This window comes from Kribbella sp. NPDC051718 (genome assembly GCF_040681515.1).
Taxonomy (GTDB): Bacteria; Actinomycetota; Actinomycetes; order Propionibacteriales; family Kribbellaceae; genus Kribbella.
Map to the genome: position 1 here is coordinate 246,838 of NZ_JBFAYZ010000002.1, position 17,420 is coordinate 264,257.

20 protein-coding genes are annotated in these 17,420 nt (G+C 67.2%); 9 read left to right on the forward strand and 11 right to left on the reverse strand.

What is annotated here, in order from left to right:
- Positions 1–46: 46 nt before the first annotated feature.
- Positions 47–814 (forward strand): polysaccharide lyase family 7 protein, encoded by a 768-nt coding sequence (locus tag AB0M15_RS07740; RefSeq protein WP_363815089.1) that lies wholly within the window; start codon positions 47–49, stop codon positions 812–814.
- A gap of 54 nt (positions 815–868) precedes the next feature.
- Here the strand turns inward: AB0M15_RS07740 and AB0M15_RS07745 are convergent, their stop codons facing one another.
- The 3 genes from AB0M15_RS07745 to AB0M15_RS07755 form a co-directional block, all read right to left on the reverse strand.
- Positions 869–1,594, reverse strand: coding sequence for a YsnF/AvaK domain-containing protein (locus tag AB0M15_RS07745; protein WP_363815091.1), 726 nt, complete (start codon positions 1,592–1,594; stop codon positions 869–871).
- A gap of 85 nt (positions 1,595–1,679) precedes the next feature.
- The gene (locus AB0M15_RS07750) at positions 1,680–3,083 is read right to left on the reverse strand and encodes an aromatic amino acid lyase (RefSeq protein ID WP_363815093.1); all 1,404 of its coding nucleotides are present in this window, start codon (positions 3,081–3,083) and stop codon (positions 1,680–1,682) included.
- A gap of 1 nt (position 3,084) precedes the next feature.
- Positions 3,085–4,098 (reverse strand): ornithine cyclodeaminase family protein, encoded by a 1,014-nt coding sequence (locus AB0M15_RS07755; RefSeq protein WP_363815095.1) that lies wholly within the window; start codon positions 4,096–4,098, stop codon positions 3,085–3,087.
- A 134-nt stretch (positions 4,099–4,232) separates the two neighbouring features.
- On the opposite strand from AB0M15_RS07755, the gene AB0M15_RS07760 reads away from it, so the two are divergent.
- Positions 4,233–4,955: a hypothetical protein gene (locus AB0M15_RS07760; protein ID WP_363815097.1), complete on the forward strand. Its 723-nt coding sequence runs from the start codon at positions 4,233–4,235 to the stop codon at positions 4,953–4,955.
- Between the two features lie 30 nt (positions 4,956–4,985).
- Positions 4,986–5,372 (forward strand): pilus assembly protein CpaE, encoded by a 387-nt coding sequence (locus AB0M15_RS07765; protein WP_343970236.1) that lies wholly within the window; start codon positions 4,986–4,988, stop codon positions 5,370–5,372.
- Between the two features lie 83 nt (positions 5,373–5,455).
- Here the strand turns inward: AB0M15_RS07765 and AB0M15_RS07770 are convergent, their stop codons facing one another.
- Positions 5,456–5,827 carry a hypothetical protein gene (locus tag AB0M15_RS07770; RefSeq protein WP_363815099.1) on the reverse strand — a complete coding sequence of 124 codons (372 nt, stop codon included), beginning with the start codon at positions 5,825–5,827 and terminating at the stop codon, positions 5,456–5,458.
- Between the two features lie 26 nt (positions 5,828–5,853).
- Positions 5,854–6,555: a M15 family metallopeptidase gene (locus AB0M15_RS07775; RefSeq protein WP_363815101.1), complete on the reverse strand. Its 702-nt coding sequence runs from the start codon at positions 6,553–6,555 to the stop codon at positions 5,854–5,856.
- A gap of 175 nt (positions 6,556–6,730) precedes the next feature.
- Between AB0M15_RS07775 and AB0M15_RS07780 the strand changes: the two genes are divergently transcribed.
- Positions 6,731–8,071 carry a histidine kinase gene (locus AB0M15_RS07780; RefSeq protein ID WP_363815103.1) on the forward strand — a complete coding sequence of 447 codons (1,341 nt, stop codon included), beginning with the start codon at positions 6,731–6,733 and terminating at the stop codon, positions 8,069–8,071.
- Positions 8,068–8,805, forward strand: coding sequence for a response regulator transcription factor (locus AB0M15_RS07785; RefSeq protein ID WP_363816571.1), 738 nt, complete (start codon positions 8,068–8,070; stop codon positions 8,803–8,805). The genes AB0M15_RS07780 and AB0M15_RS07785 overlap by 4 nt, the downstream gene beginning before the upstream one ends.
- A 286-nt stretch (positions 8,806–9,091) precedes the next feature.
- Here the strand turns inward: AB0M15_RS07785 and AB0M15_RS07790 are convergent, their stop codons facing one another.
- Positions 9,092–9,433, reverse strand: coding sequence for an MmcQ/YjbR family DNA-binding protein (locus AB0M15_RS07790; RefSeq protein ID WP_363815105.1), 342 nt, complete (start codon positions 9,431–9,433; stop codon positions 9,092–9,094).
- Between the two features lie 235 nt (positions 9,434–9,668).
- Positions 9,669–10,184 (reverse strand): ester cyclase, encoded by a 516-nt coding sequence (locus AB0M15_RS07795; RefSeq protein ID WP_363815107.1) that lies wholly within the window; start codon positions 10,182–10,184, stop codon positions 9,669–9,671.
- 145 nt (positions 10,185–10,329) lie between these two features.
- Here AB0M15_RS07795 and AB0M15_RS07800 point away from each other — a divergent pair, with 145 nt between their 5' ends.
- The 3 genes from AB0M15_RS07800 (at position 10,330) to AB0M15_RS07810 (ending at position 13,614) form a co-directional block, all read left to right on the forward strand.
- Positions 10,330–11,367 (forward strand): alpha/beta hydrolase-fold protein, encoded by a 1,038-nt coding sequence (locus tag AB0M15_RS07800; protein WP_363815109.1) that lies wholly within the window; start codon positions 10,330–10,332, stop codon positions 11,365–11,367.
- A gap of 256 nt (positions 11,368–11,623) precedes the next feature.
- Positions 11,624–12,370: an alpha/beta hydrolase-fold protein gene (locus tag AB0M15_RS07805; RefSeq protein ID WP_363815111.1), complete on the forward strand. Its 747-nt coding sequence runs from the start codon at positions 11,624–11,626 to the stop codon at positions 12,368–12,370.
- An 11-nt stretch (positions 12,371–12,381) separates the two neighbouring features.
- Positions 12,382–13,614, forward strand: coding sequence for a hypothetical protein (locus AB0M15_RS07810; protein WP_363815113.1), 1,233 nt, complete (start codon positions 12,382–12,384; stop codon positions 13,612–13,614).
- On the opposite strand, the gene AB0M15_RS07815 is transcribed toward AB0M15_RS07810, so the two are convergent.
- From AB0M15_RS07815 to AB0M15_RS07825, 3 genes are read right to left on the reverse strand one after another with little or no spacing between them, the layout of a single operon-like run.
- Positions 13,611–13,943: a hypothetical protein gene (locus tag AB0M15_RS07815; protein ID WP_363815115.1), complete on the reverse strand. Its 333-nt coding sequence runs from the start codon at positions 13,941–13,943 to the stop codon at positions 13,611–13,613. The two genes, AB0M15_RS07810 and AB0M15_RS07815, sit on opposite strands and share 4 nt — an antisense overlap.
- Positions 13,940–14,971: a serine hydrolase domain-containing protein gene (locus tag AB0M15_RS07820; RefSeq protein WP_363815117.1), complete on the reverse strand. Its 1,032-nt coding sequence runs from the start codon at positions 14,969–14,971 to the stop codon at positions 13,940–13,942. Before AB0M15_RS07820 ends, AB0M15_RS07815 begins: the two co-directional genes overlap by 4 nt.
- 10 nt (positions 14,972–14,981) lie before the next feature.
- The gene (locus AB0M15_RS07825; protein WP_363815119.1) at positions 14,982–15,548 is read right to left on the reverse strand and encodes an ArsR family transcriptional regulator; all 567 of its coding nucleotides are present in this window, start codon (positions 15,546–15,548) and stop codon (positions 14,982–14,984) included.
- A gap of 61 nt (positions 15,549–15,609) precedes the next feature.
- On the opposite strand from AB0M15_RS07825, the gene AB0M15_RS07830 reads away from it, so the two are divergent.
- Positions 15,610–16,479 (forward strand): amidohydrolase family protein, encoded by an 870-nt coding sequence (locus AB0M15_RS07830; protein WP_363815121.1) that lies wholly within the window; start codon positions 15,610–15,612, stop codon positions 16,477–16,479.
- Here AB0M15_RS07830 and AB0M15_RS07835 read toward each other — a convergent pair.
- A complete protein-coding gene (locus AB0M15_RS07835; RefSeq protein WP_363815124.1) occupies positions 16,465–17,250 on the reverse strand; it encodes an epoxide hydrolase N-terminal domain-containing protein in 786 nt (261 codons plus the stop codon). The genes AB0M15_RS07830 and AB0M15_RS07835 overlap by 15 nt on opposite strands.
- Positions 17,251–17,420: the final 170 nt, after the last annotated feature.

A 17,420-nucleotide genomic window follows, 5' to 3' on the forward strand; every position in this document is an offset into this window, starting at 1 on the left:
GAGGAACACCAGATAGCTCTACTTCCGCCCCCGAAGGAGTTCGACCATGCGTGGTATCCGCCCCCTTGCTCTTTTGTCGACTGTTGTCGCGAGCGCTGCCCTGCTGACTGCCGGCGCCGCGTCCGCAGTACACGCTGCTTGTACTTATCCGGCGCAGGTTCTGGACCTCACCCGGTGGAAAGTCCAGCTGCCGATCGACGACCCGGCGCAGTCGGGCACCCAGATCTTGCAGGTGACCCGGCCGCGGCTGAACACGTACGTCCTGTCGCCGTGGTTCAAGCCGACGACGTCGTGTGACGGCGTGCAGTTCCGCAACGCGGTGAACGGTGTGAAGACGCCCAACACCACCTACGCACGCTCCGAACTACGCGAGATGAAGACCGACGGCACCACCGAGGCCATCTGGTCATCGAACGTCGGCACCCACACGATGGTGATCGACCAGGCGATCAACCACCTGCCGAACACCAAGCCCCAGGTGGTCGCCGGCCAGATCCACGACGGCAACGACCGCTCGACGTTCCGCCTCGACGGCAAGGCCCTCTACATCACCCGGGACAACGACACCCACTACAAACTCGTCAACAGCAACTACGTCCTCGGCACCCGCTTCCAAGCCAAGTTCGTCGTCAGCAACGGCTCGATCAAGGCCTACTACAACGGCGTCCTGCAGACCACGATCCCGGTCATCTTCACCACCGGCTACTTCAAGGCCGGCGTCTACACCCAAGCCAACTGCGACAACTCCTCCCCCTGCGACACCACCAACTACGGCCAAACCACCATCTACGGCCTATCCGTCAGCCACAGCTAGTCCGGATGCCGGCGCCGCAGCACCTCGGTGGGTGCTGCGGCGCCGGCCGCTCTGTCAGTGCTTGCGGCGCTTGGTGGTGTCGTCCACGTCGACCCGTTCCTTGCGGACGGTGTCCTTGATCTGCTGTTCCTCGTGGACTGTCTCGGTCTCCAGGCCGACGCGCTCGACGGCGATCGTCTCCTTGGCGACGACCGGGCGTTCCTCGTGGAGAACCACCTCGCGCTCGTCCTCCTGGATCTTGCCGGTGCCGGGATCCGTACCGGTGACAGGCTCACGGACGACGCGAACCTCCTCGTGGCTGACGGGAACGGTGATCTGTTGCTCCTCGGTCACCACGTGCTTCTGCAACCGCACCCGACCCGTCTCGACCGTCTCGGTGCCCGCCCGCAACTGCTCCTCCGACCGAACCATCGACTCCTGACCGGCCATGCCCTGCTCCATACCCGGCTGGGCCATGCCCGGCGTACCGGCCTGCAGGTTGTAGTGGCGGTAGAGCTCGGCCGCCTCCGCCTCGGTCAGGTGGCCGTTGTCGTCGATCCGCGGCGCGTCCTTGATCACGTCCTTGTGCGCGCCGACGTGCAACCCGTCCTGCTCGGTGTGCGCACCCGTCAACGGGACAAAGGATTCCTTGCCGCCGAACAGTCCGGTCTTCACCGTCACCCACTCCGGCGCCCCGGACACATCGGAGGCGTAGAGGTGGGACGCCGTACCGACCTTGTGGCCCTCGACGTCGTACACGTCCTGGCCCATCGCCCGTTCCAGCTCCTGCGTGGTGCTCATCGGAAACCATCCCCGTTCTCGTTGTCTACGGCAACTGCCTTCGACCGCCGAGTACCCGGAGCGACGTTCGGCAAACAAAGAGTAGTCAGACGACGTGTTCGAGCAACCGCGCCAGATCCACTCCGAAGGGGCGGTCGGCAACTATCGGCGGTACCACGTCCGCAACCTCACCGAGAAGCTCTTGTAACCCTTCCGGGACAGGCCGTTTCGACAAAGCGAAGGCCTGATGCACGGCGAGCAACTCACACGCCACCACCTCGCGCGCCAGCCGAATCGCCTCACCCAGAACTCCCACCGCCTCCCAGCTGAAGCTCTGCACATCCTCTTGTCCGTTGGAAGTCTCCATCACCCCCACCGCCGAAGGGACTGCCAACCGCCGGAGGTAGTGGCAAGTAGCAACGGCCCTCTTGTGGACAGTCACCAACCCGGCTTGCGGGCCTGGCTCGGCCGCCAACTGCGCCGGCAACCCCGTCACCGCTGGATCCAGCAACCGATGGATCCGAGCCGTCGACACCTCCGCCGCGTGCGTCAACGCAGCCACCAGCTGATCGCAATGCGCCGCCAGATCAATCCCATGAAACCCCGCAGTACCAACAAACTCCCCTGCCAAGAACGCCGGCGAGTCCGTCACCCCGCTGAACGCCCGCTCCACAGCCTCCTCAAGCCGCCCCACCGCCCGCCGCACCTGCGCATTGACCTGCCCCACCACCCGAAACGAAACCGGCGCCTGCAACCCACGCGGCTCCACCTCAGGACCAGCCACCGCCAAAATCCGCCCAAGCTCCTCGGCCAGCACCTCATCACCCCTTCCACACAAGGGGTTGTACGGATCACGGTTAGCCCCCACCACCGCAACCGCCCCAGCCCCAGCCAAAGTCAGCTTCTCCACCAACCGCCGAGCATTCCCCACCTGCAACCAGGCCCGCCCAGTAGCCCCAGGAATCCCAGCCAGCAAAGAGATCCCTTCCTTCGGCCCGAGCTCGAACGGAGGCAGTTTTCCTTCTGCTTGCACCGTGGTGCCGTCCACGAGGAGGGAGCCGATGCCGACGAGCGGACCGAACGCGTGGGCCAGGGGGATGATCTCGCCTGCTGAACCGGCACCGGCTGCCGGGATTGCGGGAACCATGCCGCTGTCAAGGACAGCAACGAGTTGCAGGCAGAGCTCGGGTGATACGCCGGCATCTCCCGTGAGGAACGTCTTCAGACGGGCGACGACGACGGCGCGCGCCTCGGCGGGTGGGAGCCAGGGGGCGCCGCCGGCGGCTCGGGCTTGGAGGAGGTTGTGTTGGTGGGTGCGTTGTTCGGAGTCTGTCAGGCGGACTTTGCTCAGGGCGCCCATGCCGGTGTTGACGCCGTAGACGGGGGCGCCGGTGGCCAAGGTTGAGAGGACAGCCTCGCGGGTTACGCGTAGGCGTTCCAGCAAGGCGGGTGAGAGTTCCAAGGGGTCGGGGCTGGCTAGGTCGAGGTCTGCGGCGGAGTTGATGAGCATGTCAGTGGAATCTCAGCATCGTGCCGACATCGGCTGACTCGGCTCGGCGGAGGATCAGGTGGGCTATGGCTACGTCCAGCAGGGAGAGACCTCGGTGCCAGAAGAGGGTGCGTTCGGCATCCGATTCGCGGCCGGGTTTTTGGCCGGAGACGATTTGGCCGAGTTCGGCGTACAGGGTTTCTGGGGAGAGGCGGCCGGTGTCTACGTGGCGGCGGAGGGAGCCGAAGCGGCCGGATTGGGCCTCGCGCCAGTCGTCGACGACCACCTTGTCCATTACGTCTAGGAGGTCCAGTTCGACGGCGCTGACGGTGCCGTAGGGGACGACGAAGGCACCAGGACGCACCGCGGCCGTACGGAGGAGGGGCTCGGGCTCCGTCAGTCGGGTGGCTTCGACGATGACGTCGGCGCCGTCGAAAGCTTCCTCGGCGGTCGCGAAGACGCGTACCGGCGTGGAGAGCTCCGCGGACAGGTCAGCGGCAAACTTCTCCCGGGACTCCGGTCGCCGTGAGGTCACCCGGATCTCGTCCAGGTCGAAGAGGTCGTCGAGCATGGTGACGTTCCACCACGCAGTACCGCGGGCGCCGGCATGCGCCAGCACCTTGCTGTCCCGCCGGGCCAGGTACCGCGCCCCCACCGTCGTCATCGCGCCCGTCCGCGCCGCCGTGATCATCGTCGCGTCCAGCACAGCCAGCGGTACGCCGGTAGCCGGATCGAACAGCGTCGCCATCGCCAGCTCGCTCGGCAGCCCGACCTGGTAGTTCGGGACGAAGTCGCCGACCACCTTCACCCCGCTGATGCCGTGCTCACCCAGCCGGTTGAGATGCCCGCGCAACACGTTGAAATGCCCGATCCCACCGTTGTCCGGCATCAGGTGTACCCGCGGCTCGAAGCTCGTCTCGCCCTCGCCGTGATCGCGCACGGCCGCCTCGACCGCGTCGACGATCTCCAGCCTGGTCAGCCCGAGGGAGTCGATCTCGGGACCGGACAGGAAGCGCAACCAGATGCCGTCAGTCATGTCCAGCATCGTGTCATCCGGGCCTGAACCCGCCGGAAAACGACCAAGGAACGGGCAACCGGCTACCAAAGTCACCCCGTACCAGGCTCCCGCGCTGCTAATTTCGGGGCCATGCGGCCGGAACGGAGCGGGAGATGAGCACGGATTCGTCCACCAAGACGGTGATCGGGCACTCCGCCGCCGACAAGCTCCTGCTGTACGGCGGCCTGCCGCTGGTCGGGCTGGTACTCGGCTTCTTCCTGCCCCGGATCGCGGACTGGGCGGCCGACCTGGAGTGGGTGCCGTTCCAGGGGCCGCTCGAACTCATCTCGCGCTGGGACGGCTGGTGGGTGGTCGCGATCTGCCTCGCGCTCGGCCTGATCGGCGGCGTCCTGCTCGCCGCGATGGCGCTGGAGGACACGCTCAAGACGACGGTCGGCACCACCGAGGTCGAGTTCCTGAAGAACCAGCGGACCACCCGGGTACCGCGGGAGAAGGTCGCGCTCGCGTTCCTCGACGGCAAGGAGATCGTGCTGCAGGACAGCCGGTCGGCCGAGCTCGCCCGGGAGAAGCACGACGAGCTGGGCGCCGCCGCGAGGACGAAGATCCAGGCCGCCTTCCGCGCTCACGGCTACCCGTGGTCCGACGCCGGTGATCCGCACGAGGGCGAGTTCCGCCGCTGGGTCGAGGACGACCCGGACCTGTCGCCCGCGGCCAACGCAGTACTGAAGGCCCGTTCGAAGGCGTTCGACCAGGGCGACAAGGGCAAGGCCGACCTCCGAGAGCTCCGCCAGGAACTCGGCAAACTCGGCTACGTGGTCCGCGATCGCGACAAGAAGCAGTACTGGCGGTCCGTCAGCAGACACCCCCAGATTTGATCCCTCGGCATCCAGAGGGACGATGGAAGCGTGATCACGGTTGAGCAGGCGCGGAGGTTGCGGAAGGCCGGGGCGATGTGGGTGCCCGGTGCCGGCGACCGGTTCGTCGTACCGGACCGGGAGATGGACGACGACGTGTTCGTCGTCAGCGACATGACCGTCGAGGTGCACGACTACCCCGGCGGCAAGGTGATCGGCTTCAACGGGACGACCGAGTGGGCGCTCGACAGCATCGAGCAGCGCGAGGTGATCTGGCTGCCCCGTGAGGAGCAGCTGCGCGCGTTGCTCGGCCCGCATTTCCAGCGCCTCGAGGCGGTACCGGGTGGTTATGCCGTCGTACTGACCGACGGCCGCTACCCCTCCGACGATGCCGAGCAGGCGTACGCCGAAGCGCTACTGGCCCTCCTCAACGGCTGAGGGGGTTGCGCCACGACGGTGCACGGCGGCACAACCCCCTCCTTTCAGTGATTTCGTTGCGGTACCTACCTGGGAGAAAAGTCTCAGCGGGCCAGTGCCGTCCGCAGTTCGGCTGCGCGGTGGGCGACCCGGTCGCGCGAGGCGATGCTGAAGCCCTGCGTCTGCAGCTCGAGGATCGCCGTCGCCTGCAACTGGCTGACGCCCAGCAGCTGGCGGACCCGGAACGCGGCGGTCAGCCGGTCGGAGGCGCCCTCGATCGTCCGCAGTACCTCGGTACGCCGCTCGAACGCGGTCAGCACGCCCTCGTAGATCTCCAGCTGGGTGTGCGCCGACCGGTCCGGCTCGACCTGCTCGTCCTTCGCGGCGCCCCGGACCACCTGACGCCACAGCGTCGGTACGGTGTGGCGGTTGCGGTTGGCTCGCCGGGTGATCGGCAGTGCATATGTCATCGTCATCAGTTGCGCTCCTGATTCGGTGGTGGTCAGCCGCGCTCGGCGGGTGAGCTGTCTTGGAGTGGTGGGCACTTCTTGCCCGGCGACCGCAGTGCCTCGAAGTGCCAGGGCTCGTTGTCGTAGATGCGGCAGATCCCGTACTTCCAGCCGACCCGCTCCAGCCACGCCATCGCCGACTGCGGGGCGATGTCGACCGCCCGGCCCTGCACGTGCTCCGACTTGTCCGGCGGCAGCACCCAGCGGGTGGCCTCCTTGTACGAGCCGTACTTCTTGATGGCCGCGTCGAACAGCCGTTGCTGCTTGGCGGCGCTGCGACGGCCGGAGTTGATCCGCATCGGTACTCCGGCGGCGTGCGCGTCGGCCATCGCCTCGCGCAGCCGGCCGCGGAGCACCGGGGCCAGGCCCTCGATGCTCTCCTCGGAGTACTTCTTCTTCTCGTCGGTGGACTTGGTCGCCTTGGGCGACGGCGTCTTTTTCGGCTTGGACTCTTCCGACGGCGTCTCGACCGGCGCCGAGGTCTTGCGCACCGGCTTGCGGGCCGGCGGCGGTGGCGGCGAACCGTTGGGTCCGCTCACGACCACGGGCTGCTTGTCGCCGCTGGAGTCGAAGGACAGCAGGTCGATCACCTGGGCGTGCCAGATCAGCAGCGAAGCGACGACGACCACCCCGGTGACAGACAGCAACCGGACCCGCACCGAGAACGGGCGGCGCGGCGGCAGGTCGTTGGTCATGGGGTACAGCCTCTCGGGTCGGCGGGTTCGCCACATCGGTCCCAGGGACCGTCTCGGACCGCCTTAAGTCGGACCTGGGTATCAGGTCCGACGCCCGGTCTCATCCAAAAGTTGGAGAAAACCACCCCTCCTGGCGCAGGAGCCGAAAATTGTCACCCACGACTACGCTCAGCAAGTGAGCTCATGGCGACGGATGGCGGCGTGGCAGCAGGACATCCTGTTGGCCGCGCTGGTCGGCGTTGTCTGGTTCGGGGGACTCGCTGTGATCAACAGCAGCGATCTGCGGCCGAAGAATCCGAGTGTCTCCGTGGTCACCGGGATGTTCCTGGTGATGACGATCGCGATCGCCCGGATGGTGCCGCGGCTGACGCTGCTGCTGGTGTCGATCTGCTATCCGCTCGTCTACGCGGCGGCGGAGACCGGGCTGGCCGAGCAGATCGGGCTCAGCATCTTCCGGGCGCCCGCGATCAGCGACGCGGCATTGCAGTCCGAGCTTCACCTCGCGCCGCTGCTGGTGATCGGGTATCTCGCGGCAGCGAGCGGAGTACGGCGGTTCACCTGTCTGTTCTTCACCATGGGCAGCCTGGCGGCGCTGATGATCGGTCTGCCGGCCGTCGTCGCGATCGTGATGAGCCATGCCCCGCCGAGCGTCTACCGCTACGGCGAGCGCTACGCGAACCTCCCCCGCGACCCGTACAGCCTCTACGGCTACATCGACCTGTCCCTGTTCGTCTTCGCCGAAGCCCTGATCTGCGGCATGGTCCTGCTCGGCGCCAACGCACTGCGCCGCCGCAAGAGCCTGCTTGTGCTGGAGCAACGCAACACAGCCCTGGTACGGCTCCAGGCCATCGAGGCTGAGCGCGCGGCGGCGGCCGAGCGGACCAGGATCGCCCGCGACCTGCACGACGTCGTCTCGCACCACATGAGCGCCGTGGTGATCCGTGCCCAAGCAGCCGACCGAGTCGCCGACCAGAAGCCCGAGGTACTACGGGAAGCCGTGCGCTGGATCGCCGCCAGCGGCCGTGAAGCGCTGACCGCGATGCGGGAGACCGTGCGAGTACTGAACACCGCGGCCCCGGGCGCGAGCGCGTTGACCGCGCCGGTGCCCGACCTGGCTGACGTCGCGCGGATGGGCGACCGGCTCAAGGCCGTCGGTATCGACGTGACGATGCAACTGCCGACCCGCAGCCGGCAACTCACCTCGGCCACCGACCTGACGGCAGTACGGATCATCCAGGAAGCGCTGACCAATGTGATGGTGCATGCGAAGGCCACCGCCGCGCATGTGAGCTGGCAGAGTGGACCGCAGGGTGAGTTGCTCACGATCGACGACAACGGCAGCGGCGGGCCACCGCCGGTGAACGTGCTGGAGACCGCACGGCGGCAGGAGAGCGGCCGCGGGAACGGACTGATCGGAATGCGCGAACGCGCGCACGCGAGCGGCGGCACACTGACCGTCGCCGCCGGACCACTGGGTGGATGGAGAGTGCAGGCATGGTTGCCGCCGCAGAGGTGACGGAGAAGATCAGGATCCTGGTCGCCGACGACCAGGGCGTGATCCGGATGGGCCTGGCGATGATCCTCGACCACGAGCCCGACCTGACCACGGTGGCGCAGGCCGGCGACGGCGAGGAGGCGATCCGGATGATCGCGCAGTACGACCCCGACGTCGTGCTGATGGACATCCGGATGCCGGTGATGGACGGGCTCGAGGCGACCGAGCGGATCACCAAGGCCGCCAAGGAGTCCGGGCGGGATCGGCCGGCAGTGCTCGTGCTGACGACCTTCGACGACGAGGCGTACGTGCTGAGCGCAGTACGGGCTGGTGCTTCGGGCTTCCTGCTCAAGGACACCGATCCGGATCTACTGGTATCGGCGGTGCGGGCGGTGCATCGGGGCGACTCGTTGGTCGACCCGGCGTCGACGCGGGTGCTGCTCGAGCGATGTGTGGAGCTGGAGCGGCAGGTCGGCAGCGGTCCTGCCGACTCGGCGCCGGCTGCCGCGGGGCGCTGGACCGGACCGCTCGCGCAGTTGAGTGAGCGCGAGCGGGAGATCCTCGTGTGGATGGCGCGCGGGCTGTCCAACCGCGATCTGGCGACGAAGCTCTTCGTCAGCGAGACGACGGTGAAGACCCACGTCAGCAGCGTGCTGTCCAAGCTCGGGCTGTCCAGCCGGGTCCAGGCGGTCGTCGTCGCCTACGAGGCCGGCGTCGTCCGCCCCGGCGAAGCCGAAGTCCGCTGGGAGGGCTGAGCCGGCTAGGCCCAGCTCGGCGGTCGCTGGGCTCAGCTCAGCAAGTACCAGCCGCCGATGGCGGCGGCGATCAGCGCGATGATGGTGAGCAGTTGAGCTAGTAGTGACGCCTGGCGGCGTTGTGGCAAGAAGTCCCCGGTCATACCTTCAAGACTGCCTGGGAAGCCCGCCGGTTCCATCCTCCCCGGGAACGGTTCGGAGGTGACACAAGTCGCCCCCTGGGAGCCCCGGAATCATCCCCAGGGATGACAACCCGTCCGCATTGTTGCCGTAGGCCCCTGTCTGGTCACTCGCCGAAGTATTCGGCGGCCACCTTCTTGGGCACGCACATCCGCCAGGCCTCCAGGACGAGCTCGCGCAACTCCTCCTCGTCGAGCACCGCGAGGTTGACCTCGATCCACTTGTACCGCTCGTCGGCCTTGCTCGGCGGCAGGAACTTCTCCGGGTACGCCGCGATCGCCGCCGCCCGCTCCTCCTTGGGGAACCCGATCCCCATCGTCTTCTCGTCCCGCGACAGCGCGAGATAGACGATCTGCCCGACCCGGAACTTGATCCGGTCGCGCACGATGACCTCATAACTGCGCGGCAACCCCTCGGTCACCGCCCGGATATCCGACAGATCCACCATGGTCCGAGCTTATCGGGCTCCCCCGCCGGTTTCCGTCAGTGTTTCCGGCAGAACTCCGGCCGACGGTACGGACGGCGAGGAGGTGGTCGTGCGGACGGTGGTGATTCGGGTACTGGACATGGTGGTCTCCAGTCGAGGTGTGGGGGTCAGGCGGTCGGCCGGGTGCCGTACGACGAGCGTCGCCGTTCTGCCCCTCAGCCGTCGTCGTCAGATCTGGTGAGATCCCGGTCCGGGCTCAGGCGCGGCGGGCCTTGCGGAGGGCGAGCAGCATCCTGACCAGGAAGACCGGGGTCGGTGGGATCCAGCCCAGCTGCATCGCCTGGCCGAGGTCGTCACGGTTGGCCCAGTGCTCGATGACCTTGCCGTCCGCCAGCCGGAACCAGTGCGACTGGGTCACGGCGAAGGTCTTCCCGGTGGGCGGGAACGCCTGCGCCGCCCGCCCGTTCTCGTCGTAGGTGACGAAGGGGCCCGTGTGCCGGCCCGACATCGTTGCGTGCAGGACGACCAGGTCGCCCTCCACCACGGAGTCCTCGACCGTCCAGCCGAGGTCGGCGTACGCGCTGCGCAGCCACACAGCGGTCGCGTAGTAGGCGTCCGGGCCGGTGCCACGGCAGGCGAGTGGCTCGTCCACAGCCATCCGATTGGTCGCCTCGGGGTGGAACAGCGAACGGAAGTCCTCCAGCGAGCCGGTCGCCATCACCATGAGTGACTCGATGGCGACCTCCTTGGGTGCCAGATCGGTCGATGTCATGGTCGTCCCCCTCCAGGTCAGATGTTGTCAGCATCACTTTCCCGCCCCTGCGCCAGCGTGCACAACGGTGCTGAGGTGCCTATATCGGACCTGTCTGCTGCCCATACCGGACGGTTCCGGCGCCAGGAGGCCGTACCGTGGTCTGATGCCCGAAGCAATCGTGAGCGCGGTCGAAGGCGCTGAGGTGGTGTTCCGCCTCGGCGACTCCGAGCATGCGTTCACCGGTGTCCGGTTGTGGGAAGAGCTCGGGCTGGCCGCCGAGCAACTCGAGTTCAAGCCGGTCGACTACGGCTGGGAGCTGCGGCTGCCGCGGCCCTCGGTGCACCGGATGGAGTACCTCTTCGACATCGCCGGCAGCGGGATGCGGACCGACCCGACCAACCCCCGAGTCGTCGGCGGCGCGTTCGGCGAGCACTCCTGGCTGCCCCTGCCCGGGTACGTCGAGCCCGACTGGATCACGATCGAGCCGATCGCGTCGAGCCTGACTCCGCTGAGTATCGACCCGACCCCGGTGGGCCCGATCGACGTGACGGTCTGGTCGCCGGACGGGATCGCGCCAGGCTTCGAGCTGCCGTTGCTGCTGGCCCACGACGGACCCGAGTTCGCCGCGTACGCCGGGCTGACCCACTACGTCGGCGCCATGATTGCCGACGGCACGCTGCCACCGTTGCGGCTCGCGCTGATCCGGCCGGGATCACGCAACCTCTGGTACGCCGCCAACCCGGAGTACGCCGAAGCCCTCACCCAGCACGTGCTGCCGACGGTCACGGCGTCGTACCGCAGCAGGAAGCCGGTCCTGATGGGCGCGAGCCTCGGCGCCCTCGCCGCCCTGTACGCCGAGTGGCACCACCCCGGCACCTTCGCCGGCCTCTTCCTCCAGTCCGGCTCCTTCTTCACCCTCGACACCGACCCCCAGGAATCCAGGTTCGAGTACTACGCCGAGGTCACCGAGTTCGTCCACGAAGTACTCGAGGCCACCGCCTTCCCGAGCAACCCAGCCATCTCGATGACGGCCGGGACGCCTGAGGAGAACGTGCACAACAACCGCGTGATGGCCGCCCGTCTCGCCAAGCTCGGGCTGCAGGTCGCCTTCGACGAGACGCCTGACATGCACAACTTCACCGCTTGGCGCGATGTGCTGGATCCCTGTCTGACCGAGCTGCTCAACCGCATCTGGGCCTGAGCGTTCGGCCTGTTCTGGGCAGCGTGGGGCGCAGTGCTGCCTGCAATGAAGGCCGAGGCGGGCGTCACCGACGCACAGCTCGGCCCGGCCGCCGTCGGTGCGGTGTCCAGCGCATGGTCGTTGCCCACGGCATTGGGTGGGGTCGCAGTACTCGCTGTAGTCGTCGCCGTTCTCGGCCCGGCGGCGGGACGCGCTGGGACGAGCAGACGAGGTAAAGACATGGCAAGGTGGCGACACGAGGACAGGGGTGAGGCGCATGGAGCGTGAGCAGGTTGAGCTGGATGCACCAGGGCTGGACCGGCCCGGCACGCTGATCCGCTACGGGCATTACGGTCGCCCGGTGCTGGTGTTCCCCAGTGAGCAGGGTCGGGCCTGGGACTACGAGAGCAACGGGATGGTCGGGGCGGTGGCCGACCTGATCGACGCCGGCCGGGTCAAGCTGTACTGCGTCGATTCGTACGACCACGTGAGCTGGTCGGATCGCAGCATCCCGCTGGAGGAGCGGGCGCGACGGCATGGGCTCTACGAGTCATGGATCCTCGACCACGTCGTACCAGCGATCGGCAGCGATACTCCAGGCGCCAGCGACATCATCACCACCGGGTGCAGCCTCGGGGCCTTCCATGCGCTCAACTTCGCGGTGAAGCGAGCCGACCTGTTCCCGATCGCGATCTGCCAGTCGGGCAACTACGACGCGGCCAGCTGGCACCCCTGGGGCGAGCGCGGCGAGGCGATGTACTTCAACAACCCGGCCGACTACCTGCCCAACCTGGAGGGCGACCACCTCGAGTGGCTGCGCCAGCGGCTCTTCCTGGTGCTCACAGTCGGCCAGGGCGACTGGGAGACCCACCCGACCGGTTCGCTGCCGTCTGCGCTCGCCACTGCCGAAGTACTGGCTGCCAAAGGCATCCCGCACGAGCTGGACCTCTGGGGACACGATGTAGCCCACGACTGGCCTTGGTGGCGCAAGCAGCTCGCCCACCACCTGCCCCGATTCGTCTAAGGAGCTTGAAGATGGCTGACCGCTCTCAGCACTTGATCGGGTTGTTGCTCGGGGCCGAGGAGGACTGGCCGCAGGCGTTCGAGGCGCTGTTGCAGCGCGTCGGGCCGGTCAAGACCGGCGACCGGACGCACGAGTTCAGCACTGACCGGCTGACCATCGAGCCGTTCGACCTGAACGATCCGGTCCGGGTCGAGCTGGTGATCGACCGGCTCGCCTACTGGTACTACCACCCGCGCGAGTGGCTGAAGAAGGCCGCGCTGATGAACGGCACCTACCTGCTCAACTCGCCGTTCACCTTCCAGGCGATGGAGAAGCACAGCGCGTACTGCGCGATGCTGCGCCTCGGCCTGAAGATCCCGCGGACCGTGCTGGTGCCGTTCAAGAACCCGGTCGACAACGTGCGCTGGGCGTACACGTCGGAGAAGTACAACAAGCCGTTCGACCTGGACGCGATCGCCGACGACCTCGGCTACCCGATGTACATGAAGCCCTTCGACGGCGGCGGCTGGCGTGGTGTCTCCCGGATCAACAACCGCGAGGACCTGCACACCGCCTACGACGAGTCCGGCGAGATGCTGATGCACCTGCAGGCCACGGTCGAGTACGAGAAGTTCGCCCGGGCGCTGTCGATCGGCGCCGAGACGATGGTGATGGACTTCCGCCCGGACGAGCCGATGCACAACCGGTACGCCGTGTCGCACGACTTCCTCAGCCCGTCGGCCGGTCATCAGGCGGTCGCGATCAGCCGGATCGTGAACGCCTTCTTCGGCTGGGAGTTCAACTCCTGCGAGATGCTGGTGGCCGGCGACTCGGTGCACCCGATCGACTATGCGAACGCCTGCCCCGACGTCGCGATCACCTCCCTGCACTACTACTTCCCCTGGGCGATCAGTGCGCTGGTGAAATGGTCGGTGTTCTCGCTGGCGACCGGCCGGCGGACCAAGGTCGACTTGCACACCGAGCGGTACTTCGCGATCGCGGACGACGACTCACTCGACTACGACGCCAAGCTGGAGGGCTACCTCGCGCTGGCCGACGAGTACTTCGAGACCGCGAAGTACCACGAGTGGTGTGCCGAGAACCTGACCGACTTCGACGCGAAGCTGGTCGACTGGGTCGCCGGCGACGACTTCGACCGCATCCTGCGCGAGACCGTCGCCGCCACCTACCCAGCCCACGAGCAGGAGAAGTTCCTAGCCCACTTCCGCGGCCTGACCGGCCTCTGGGTGACCGACCAGTCTTAGACAAGCAGTGCGACCAGTGCCGCGGCGACGAGTAGTTGGAGGGCCGCGGAGACTGCTCTGCGGCGGGGGCGGGCGGGTCTGAGCCAGGGGAGGTCTGGCCAGGCCCAGCCGGAGTACGCCGTGACTCCGGCCAACAGGGCAAGGCCGACGAGCCAGAGCCAGGGTGGGAGGTCTTGCCAGTTGGTGATGGTCCGGGAGAGCAGCAGGAAGAGGATGCCGGCCGCTAGGACGATGAGCAGGTCCAGGCGGTCGCGGAGCTTCCTGGTGTGGACCTGCCAGAGGGCGAGCAGTGGGTAGCCGACGGCCAGCGCGATAGCGAAGTACTTCACGACTGGTCCGCCAAGAGCTTGGTGGCGAACTCGTCGACATCCGCGGCCACATCCGACAGCACCACGACCGCTCGCTTCTTCTCCAGGTCGAGGCCGACGAACGAGCGGTAACCGCCGGTACCACCGTTGTGCCAGACCATGTTGCGATCAGTGCCGGTCAGCGGACTCGTGAGCCAGAAGTAGCCGATGCGGTCGCCCTCCTCGAAGTCGCGTCTCGGCGCCAGAGCTTCGACTCCGTTGCCTCGAAGCAACGACTGGGCTAGCAATGAGAGGTTGCCAGCACTGGAGACGATGCCGCCGGCCGGCGCGTAGCCGTCCTGGATCCACGGATCTTCCTTGCGTCCGCCGGAGCTGTAGCCGGGTGGGGCCGCGTCGTCGATTGTCGTGGGCACATGGGTCTCCGCCAGGTCGAGTGGCTTCAGGAGGCGCTCGCGGAGGAAGTCCGGGTAGCTCATACCGGCTTTGCGAGCGAGGGCTTGGCCCAGCAGGGCTGCGCCGACATTCGAGTACGCCGGTTCGCCGCGGCCACCCGCGTCGGCCTTCGCCTGGCTGATCACGTCGTCGACGGTGTACGGGTAGGGGTTGCCCGCGTCGAGGGTGGTGAGCAGGCCGCGCGCTACGTCGAGGGGTTTGGTCGACGTTCGCGGGAGACCGGAGTAGTGGGTGGCGAGGTCTTCGAGCGTCGCGGTGGAGACCTCGGCGCCTTTCAGTGGGAGGAGGGTGCCGACCTGGTCGTCGAGGTTCACCTCACCGTGGTGGATCGAGTTCGCCAGCAGCAGTCCGGTGAAGCACTTACTGAGCGAACCGATCTCGAACTCGCTGTGCTCGTTGGCACCGCGGCCGGCGAAGGTCAGCGAGTTGTCGCCGATGACAACTACCTCGAGGCGATGCCCGGCGCCCTGGTAGTGCTGGTCGATGTAGGTCTGGAGCTTGTTGTCACCCGTTCGCGCCGACTCCAACTCAATCGTCCGCGGCCGAACCAACCAGCCTCCGGCCACGACGGCAAGCGCGACCACTATGGCGATCACTTTCAAGGCTTTACCTCTGCAGGGCTTCCAGGATTGCCAGAAGGGCGACCACACGTGGTGGTGGGACCGAGAAGGTACCGCGACTAGGACTGTGGAGCCAGCCTTCAGCAGTCAGTTGCCTTAGATGGTGATAGATCTGCCCACTCGTCCCCAACCCCTCCACCTCGCTGAGTGCGCTGACAGTCCTCCTCCCCCGGACGATCTCCTGCAGCAGCATCAACCGCACCGGACTCCCCAGAGCACCCAAAACCCCAGCAAGCTCAGCCCACCCGCCGACCTCCCCCAAAGCAGCAAGCTCCCCGCCGCCCCTGGCGGCGGCAGGCGGGGAGGTCGAGTGGCCCCGGCCTCCGGCGGGGTCGGGCGGGGAGGTCGAGTGGCCCCGGCCTCCGGCGGCGTCGGGCGGGAAGGTCGGGGCATGGCCCACAGCCTCAGCGGCTGCTTCGTCCGACTTGGCGCCGCCCGGCGCCCGCAGGGTGCCGGGCGGCGCTTGTTCTTGGGCTGTGGACAACGCGGCGGATTCCAGCGCGGCTATCCGCGCCTCCAGCTCTGTGAGCCGGTTATCCACAGGGTTCTCCACATTGTGGATAGTACGTAGTTACGTAGCTATTGCAAGTACCGCGCGGACGTAAGGTGGCGGCGTGCGTGATGACGAGGTGCCTGGGTGGTGGCAGCGGCTGGGGCTCGACGGGCTGGTGGACGTGCATGTGCACTTCCTGCCGGATCGCGTGATGGACGCCGTCTGGAGCTACTTCGACCAAGCGGCAACCCACTACGGCACCCCCTGGCCGGTCACCTACCGCACGCCGGTCGCCGAGCGACTCCAGACGCTCCAGGACCTCGGCGTACGCCGGTTCCCCGCACTCGTCTACCCGCACAAGCCCGACATGGCCGCGTCACTCAACACCTGGGCACGCGACTTCGCAGCGACCACACCCGGCTGCGTCTCAAGCGGCACCTTCTACCCCGAGCCCGGCGCAGCGCGGTACGTGAAGGAAGCCCTCGACGAAGGCACCCAGATCTTCAAGGTGCATGTCCAGGTAGGCGACTACGACCCACGTGACGACGAGCTAGACGCGGTATGGGGCCAGCTGGCCGAGTCCGGCGTACCAGTGGTCGTCCACTGTGGCTCCGGCCCGATCCCCGGCCGCCACACCGGCCCCGGCCCGATGGGCGACGTACTACGCAAGCACCCCCGCCTCACCGCCGTCATCGCGCACCTGGGCATGCCGGAGTACGCCGAGCACCTACAGCTCGCGGAGACGTACCCCAACGTCCACCTGGACACCACGATGGCCTGCACTCCGTTCACCGAGGCACTGGCGCCCTTCCCCCGCGACCTGCTCCCCCGCTACGCAGCACTCCAGGACCGGGTAGTGCTCGGCTCCGACTTCCCCAACATCCCGTACCAGTACGCAGTACAACTGGAAGCCCTGGAGAAGCTGGACCTAGGCGACGACTGGCTACGAGCCGTCTGCTGGGAGAACGGCAACCGCCTACTCGGTGGGTAAGTGAGCAGCGAACCAAGCCAGCGTCAGCCCAGTCAGGATCTCGTCCCGGTCGACCAGCAGGTCGACCAACTGGGCATGCCAGGCATGCAGGGCGGTACTGAGCACCAGCGACGAGATCTGCTGCCGTTCACTGAACGCGGTGAGGTTCTCGTTGAACCACCGCACCTCAGCCAGCTCCAACGGATCCAGCCCACGCTGCTCGGCCCGCGTCTCGGTGACCTCCGTGTACGCCGGTGTCGCGGTCAACCCATCACGGTCGTCACCCACGCGGTAGTCGTGGTACCCGAGCCGGCACATCAGCTCATCCCACCCCGCGGCCGTACGCCGGCTAGCGGACCCCTCACCGAAGCCGGCCAGCGCCGTCCACGCGATCGACGGGATGACCAGGTGATAGCGCCCCTGCGCCTCGTAGGGGAGTGCAGTGGAGAGTGCATCCATCACCCCACTAGGCCAGGCGTGCGTCAGCAGCACCGGCTCGGCATCCGGGTCGGCCGACCGCAGGTGCAGGAAGTGGACGAACTGCCCGGCGATCTCGGTCGTGTAGTGGTCGTAGGTGTTGAGCCTGTTCTCGTGAGCGCGCCAGTCGTAGCCGTTGACCCAGTAGTCGACCAGGTCGTCGGCATAGGTGGCCGGCACGATCCGGTCGAACCCGGCGGCGATGTAGTCCCCGCTGTCCCGGAACGTCCGCAACCGCCGGTACAGCGAGTCGAGGTCTGCCTGCGGCACCCGCACCCGCAGCCGCCGCACCTCGGCTGTGCGCTCAGTCGTCACTCATCTCCTCCGCCATCTCCCCCACGCCGCTTCCACCAGCATGATGCTTAAGGCCCCCAAATAGTTCGATGCGGTCAACCTTTCAACCACGATTGCAGCTTGTTGCACATCTGAGCGCCCTCCGCGTCCGTTGCCGCGCCCATTACAACGTTGTACGCTCGTCAGCGACC